Source organism: Pseudoalteromonas sp. BSi20652, assembly GCF_000239855.1.
Lineage (GTDB): Bacteria > Pseudomonadota > Gammaproteobacteria > Enterobacterales > Alteromonadaceae > Pseudoalteromonas.
The window spans coordinates 130,615-136,805 of record NZ_BADT01000170.1; the positions used below are offsets into that span (position 1 = coordinate 130,615).

Sequence of the window (6,191 nt, forward strand, 5' to 3'; positions counted from 1 at the left end):
TATGAAAAAATTAATGTTAGCAGGTGCCATGTTGTGCACAAGTATTAGTGTATTTGCAAATGGCGTTGCTGTAACACCAGATGCTAATGATCCTATTGTTACTAAATTTGCGACACTTGGTGTAACTGTTAAGCAAATTAATCCAAGCCCAGTAGCCGGTTTAAAAGAATTGATCACCAATAAAGGGGTGCTTTACGCAAGCCCAGATGGTCAATTTTTAATGCAAGGTACGTTAATCGATTTAAATAATCGTAATAACCTAACAGAGCAAGCGCTTAATGGTGTGCGTCAAAAAGGCATTAAAGAATACGAAGATTCGATGATAGTGTACAAAGCACCAAACGAAAAACACAGTATTACTGTATTTACCGATATTAGCTGCGGATACTGTCGTAAATTACACCGCGAGTTAGACGATTTACTTGAAGCCGGTATTACCGTTAAATATTTAGCGTTTCCACGTGGCGGGCTGCAAGGCTCAGGTTATGCAGATTTAATGAATGTATGGTGTGCTAAAGATCAGCAAGAAGCACTAACAGAAGCTAAATCAGGTGTAGACACAAAAGTGGTTTCAGGATGTAGCGCACCCGTTGCCGAGCACTACCAATTAGGTCAAGGCTTTGGTATTAGCGGCACACCAGCAATCGTTTTAGAAGATGGTACGATGATCCCTGGTTATCAGCCAGCGGCAGCATTAAAAGCCGCATTAGAAGCTAACAAAGCGTCATAATATGCTCTATAGCTAATAAAAAGGCCTTAATGGCCTTTTTTGTCTTTTTAATATGACTCAATAAGTTAAAACTCTGCATGAAAAAACTAATCATTGCGCGTGAAAACGTTGACGACTCACATCTCCCGAGTAACTTACATCCTGTAATTAAACAAATTTATGCTAACCGCAATGTACTCAATGCTGATGAGCTAAATAACAGTGTAGCAACGCTCCACGACTTTAAATTGTTTAAAGACATCGACAAAGCCAGTGACTTATTAATTGAAGCATTAAAAGCGCAAAGCCAAATATTAATTGTCGGCGATTTTGATGCCGATGGCGCAACTAGCACTGCAACCTTAATGCAAGGCCTTGAGATGTTTGGCTTTAAGCATTTAGATTACTTAATTCCGGATCGCTTTAGCTTAGGTTATGGCTTGAGCCCAGCGCTTGCTGAGCAAATAGTACAAATAAAACCTGATTTAGTGATCACCGTAGATAACGGCATATCGTGTATTGCTGGTATTGATATTTTAAAAGCGGTTGGTATAAAAGTGCTGGTAACAGATCATCACTTACAAGGTGATCAGCTGCCAAATGCCGATGCAATAGTAAATCCAAATAGGCACGAATGTAACTTCCCGTCTAAATCTATAGCAGGCGTTGGCGTTGCTTTTTACTTATTAATAGCGCTGAGAAGCGTAATGCGAGACCTTGGTTATTTTGAACAGCAACCGCCGCCTAATTTAGCGAACTTGCTCGACATTGTAGCGCTTGGTACGGTTGCTGACGTGGTCGCACTTGATGCAAATAACCGCACCTTAGTACATCAAGGTTTAGCACGTATTCGCAGTGGTAAAACACGCCCTGGCATTACCGCGCTTATTGAAGTGGCTAACCGCAATGCTGCCCGCTTAAGCGCAAGCGACTTTGGCTTTTCACTTGCGCCGCGTTTAAATGCTGCAGGGCGATTGGACGACATGAGTTTGGGCATAGCGTGCTTACTTAGCACCGATATAAACCAAGCGCGTAGTATCGCGGGCGAGCTCGATAGCTTAAACTTTGCAAGGCGCGAAATAGAACAAGGCATGCAGGCAGAGGCGCAAGCCGTGCTTGATAGACTCGCATTTAGCGACGATAACATCCCTGATGCTATTTGCTTGTTTCAAGACGATTGGCACCAAGGTGTTATTGGTATTTTGGCTGGTCGCTTAAAAGAAAAATACCACCGCCCAACCGTTATATTTGCTGGTGGCGAAAACGGTGAGATTAAAGGCTCGTGCCGCTCTATCGAAGGGCTACACATGCGCGATTTACTCGAAGGACTTAATACCGCCGACCCACACTTAATTAATAAATTTGGTGGCCACGCAATGGCTGCTGGTTTAAGCATTAATGAGCAACACTTTAACGACTTTAAAAAAGCATTTGATGCTGCTGTTAGTACTCAGCTTAGTGAAGAAAGTAAACGCTGCATTGTATTTACCGACGGTGAGTTGCCAAACGAGTGCTTTACGATGGAATTTTCGCAGTTATTAAAGCAATCGGGCCCGTGGGGACAGCAATTTCCAGAACCCGTGTTTGAGCACACCTTTGAAGTAATACAGCAACGCATAGTCGGCGAAAAGCATTTAAAGCTGGTGTTAAAGCATCAATCAGGGCGGCTAGTTGACGCCATCGCCTTTGGTGTTGATGTAAAAGAATGGCCCGACACAGAAGCGCAGTTTGTAAAAGTAGCGTATCAACTCGACATAAATGAGTTTAGAGGTAAGTTTACACTACAGTTAATAGTTAGAGAGCTTGAAAAAGTGCATTAAAAAATATGCACACATCAAGCATAAAATGCTAATAAAGCGCGCGTTTTTTTGTTAAAATCGGGCGTTTTTACCATTTGACGATAATTTGTTGCGAAAATCCCATATAAAGGGGCGCAATTACCTAGCCATTTTGGAGTGATGACCATGTTTGAAGTGAATCCTGTGATTAATCAAATCAAGGAAATTCGCGAACGTACTGAATTGCTTCGGGGGTACCTTTGACTACGCTCTTAAACAAGAACGCCTAGAAGAAGTTAACGCCGAACTTGAAGATTCAGCCGTATGGAATGAGCCTGAACGCGCACAAGCGCTTGGCCGCGAAAAATCAGCATTAGAAGCTGTTGTTGAAACAATCGACAACCTTGTAGCGGGTACTGATGATGTTGAAGGTTTACTTGAACTTGCAGTAGAAGCCGAAGATCAAGATACCTTTGATGAAGCGCAAAGCGAATTAACTGATCTAAACGAGCAGTTAGAAGGTTTAGAGTTTCGTCGTATGTTTTCAGGTCCTCACGACTCAAACGACGCTTACCTTGATTTACAATCAGGCTCTGGCGGTACTGAAGCACAAGACTGGTGTAATATTCTACTTCGTATGTATTTACGTTGGGGCGAGGCTAAAGGCTTTAAAGTTGAGCTAGTTGAAGCGACCGACGGTGATGTTGCTGGTATTAAAGGCGCAACTGTTCGCTTTGCTGGCGAATACGCTTACGGTTGGTTACGTACAGAAACAGGCGTTCACCGTTTAGTGCGTAAAAGCCCGTTTGACTCAAGTGGTCGTCGTCATACTTCATTTGCTTCTGCGTTTGTATACCCAGAAGTTGACGATAACATTGAAATTGATATGAATCCGTCAGACCTACGTATAGACGTTTACCGTGCATCAGGCGCCGGTGGTCAGCACGTTAACACCACCGAATCGGCGGTTCGTATTACTCACGTACCAACAAATACCGTGGTGCAGTGTCAAAACGAGCGTTCACAGCATAAAAATAAAGCCCAAGCGATGAAGCAGTTAAAAGCTAAATTATTTGAGCTTGAGCTACAGCAGCAAAATGCTGAAAAACAAACGCAAGAAGACGCTAAATCTGATATTGGTTGGGGTAGTCAAATTCGTTCATACGTACTTGATGACGCACGCATTAAAGATTTACGCACCGGCGTTGAAAACCGCAATACCCAATCGGTACTTGACGGGAATTTAGATAAATTTATTGAAGCCAGTCTTAAATCTGGCCTATAACCACCAAGCTAATAAAGAGCTAAAAAATGACTGATAAAATCCAAGACGAAAACAAGTTAATCGCTGAGCGTCGCGGCAAGTTAGACGCTATACGCAAAAATTGCCCAGCCAACGGTCATCCAAACCAATTCCGTCGTGAGCATTACACGGCTGATTTGCAAGCCCAGTTTGGTGATAAGAGCAAAGAAGAATTAATTGAGATGCAAGAAGTAGTGGCTATTGCTGGACGTATCTTAGCTAAGCGTGGTCCGTTTATGTCTATCCAAGATATGAAAGGCCGTGTCCAGGTTTACGCATCTAAAGACGTACAAAAAGATTTAAAAGCAAAGTATGGTCAACTTGACATTGGCGATATTATTGGAGTTAAAGGTCCCCTTAATAAGTCAGGTAAAGGCGACTTGTACGTAGACATGGTTGAGTACCAATTATTAACTAAGTCACTTCGTCCGTTACCAGAAAAATTCCATGGTTTATCAGATCAAGAAACAAAATACCGTCAGCGTTATGTTGATTTAATTACTAACGAAGCAACGCGTGAAACATTCCGCATTCGTTCACAAGTTGTTGAAGGTATTCGTCGCTTTTTAGCAGACCGTGACTTTATGGAAGTAGAAACACCCATGCTTCAGGTTATACCTGGTGGTGCATCTGCGCGTCCGTTTGTGACTCACCATAACGCGCTTGATATCGACATGTACCTACGTATAGCGCCTGAGCTTTACCTAAAGCGCTTAGTGGTAGGTGGTTTTGATCGTGTATTTGAAATTAACCGTAACTTCCGTAACGAAGGGTTATCTACGCGCCATAATCCAGAATTTACAATGATTGAATTTTACCAAGCATACGCTGATTACATCGACCTGATGAACATCACCGAAGATATGCTTCGTACTGTTGCACAAAACGTACTAGGTAGTGCAGTTGTAGTTAATACAACTAAGGACGAAAACGGCGAAGTGATTGACTCAGTTGAATACGACTTTGGTCAACCGTTTACACGTTTAAGCATGGCGGACGCTATCTTAAAATATAACCCTGAGTTTGATGCTGCGGTATTTAACGACCCAGAAAACCACTTTGAAGAGTTAAAAGCGTACGCTAAACAAGTGCACGTTAAAATTCCTGAAAACTGTGTTTGGGGTCCAGGTAAGTTTTTATGTGAAATATTTGAAGAAACAGCAGAGCACATGCTTATTCAACCTACGTTTATTACTGGCTACCCGTGGGAAGTATCACCACTTGCACGCCGTAACGACGAAAATGCATTTGTTACCGACCGTTTTGAATTTTTTGTTGGCGGTCGTGAACTTGCAAATGGTTTCTCGGAGCTTAACGATGCACAGGACCAAGCTGAGCGCTTTACTCGTCAAGTTGAAGAGAAAGACGCAGGCGATGATGAAGCAATGCATTACGATGAAGACTATATACGCGCACTTGAGTATGGTTTACCACCAACTGCAGGTGAAGGTATTGGTATTGACCGTTTAGTAATGTTGTTTACTGATTCATCAACAATTAAAGACGTTATTTTGTTCCCGCATATGCGCCCGCAAGCTGACTAAGCTTTGGGTAGAACAAAGTAAATTAATAAACGCCGCTTAATAGCGGCGTTTATTTGCTCGGTATTAGTATTTTAATTAATAAGTACTACACTAAAAATTAAATGTAGTTATTAGTGTTGGTTAATGTGTAATTCAGCTTAGCTAACTTATTGTTATTGGATGTTTTTAATATTAAAACTAACAGTGCTATAACTTTTTATTGTGATTTTTTTTAAACATAAGTTGTATTTATGTAAAGGTTTTAGCTAGAATTCGCATGAAATTTATACTGCTTGGTATTTAGCAGTTAAATATAGATTCTTAAAGGACTTAGAATAATAGTATGAAAGACAAACGAGTAGATGATTTATCAGAAGAATGCACATCTGAGCAAGAAAGAAACGCTTACTACCGTGCTTGTATTGCTGAATTTCAACAATTAGGTTACCAAGAACAGTATTTGGCTCAGTTAACTGATGACTTAGTTCCCGTGCTAGGTGTTAATCCTTCAGATAAAAATACGTAACCCGCTTAAATTTCAAACTAATTACACTTTTAAACTAAGCATATGTGCAATCTATAACCATATAGTCGTTTTTGGTAGAAAAGTGTTTGACATATTTTCTGAAATCTTTATTATACGCCCCACAAGACGGAGAGGTGTCCGAGTGGCCGAAGGAGCTCCCCTGCTAAGGGAGTATAGAGTTTGTAGCTCTATCGAGGGTTCGAATCCCTCCCTCTCCACCATTTCTTTTAATGGCGTGTTTTGTGAGATTTTAAAGTATGGGTGCATAGCTCAGCTGGATAGAGTACTCGGCTACGAACCGAGCGGTCGGAGGTTCGAATCCTCCTGCGCCCACCATACTTTAATAACTCTG

The 6,191-nt window shown here is 41.5% G+C and carries 5 protein-coding genes and 2 tRNA genes; all 7 read left to right on the top strand.

Annotated elements, in window-relative coordinates; genetic code table 11:
* Nucleotide 1: 1 nt before the first annotated feature.
* The 7 genes from dsbC (at nt 2) to P20652_RS18725 (ending at nt 6,175) form a co-directional block, all read left to right on the top strand.
* Entirely contained in the window at nt 2-730 is a 729-nt protein-coding gene (gene dsbC / locus P20652_RS04610) for a bifunctional protein-disulfide isomerase/oxidoreductase DsbC (RefSeq protein ID WP_008170900.1), read from the top strand.
* Between the two features lie 77 nt (nt 731-807).
* Nucleotides 808-2,529, top strand: coding sequence for a single-stranded-DNA-specific exonuclease RecJ (gene recJ, locus P20652_RS04605; protein WP_008170902.1), 1,722 nt, complete (start codon nt 808-810; stop codon nt 2,527-2,529).
* Nucleotides 2,530-2,673: 144 nt separating this feature from the next.
* Nucleotides 2,674-3,772, top strand: a protein-coding gene (prfB, locus tag P20652_RS04600) for a peptide chain release factor 2 (RefSeq protein WP_139048230.1) whose coding sequence is annotated in 2 segments (ribosomal slippage) — nt 2,674-2,748 and nt 2,750-3,772 — 1,098 coding nt in all. Because the reading frame shifts where the segments join, the coding sequence is not laid out codon by codon here.
* A 26-nt stretch (nt 3,773-3,798) separates the two neighbouring features.
* The gene (lysS, locus tag P20652_RS04595; RefSeq protein ID WP_008170907.1) at nt 3,799-5,334 is read left to right on the top strand and encodes a lysine--tRNA ligase; all 1,536 of its coding nucleotides are present in this window, start codon (nt 3,799-3,801) and stop codon (nt 5,332-5,334) included.
* 322 nt (nt 5,335-5,656) lie between these two features.
* Nucleotides 5,657-5,839, top strand: coding sequence for a hypothetical protein (locus tag P20652_RS04590; protein WP_008170909.1), 183 nt, complete (start codon nt 5,657-5,659; stop codon nt 5,837-5,839).
* 128 nt (nt 5,840-5,967) lie between these two features.
* Nucleotides 5,968-6,060 (top strand) — tRNA-Ser (locus tag P20652_RS18720).
* 38 nt (nt 6,061-6,098) lie between these two features.
* Nucleotides 6,099-6,175: transfer RNA gene (locus P20652_RS18725), tRNA-Arg, on the top strand.
* Nucleotides 6,176-6,191 lie beyond the last annotated feature (16 nt).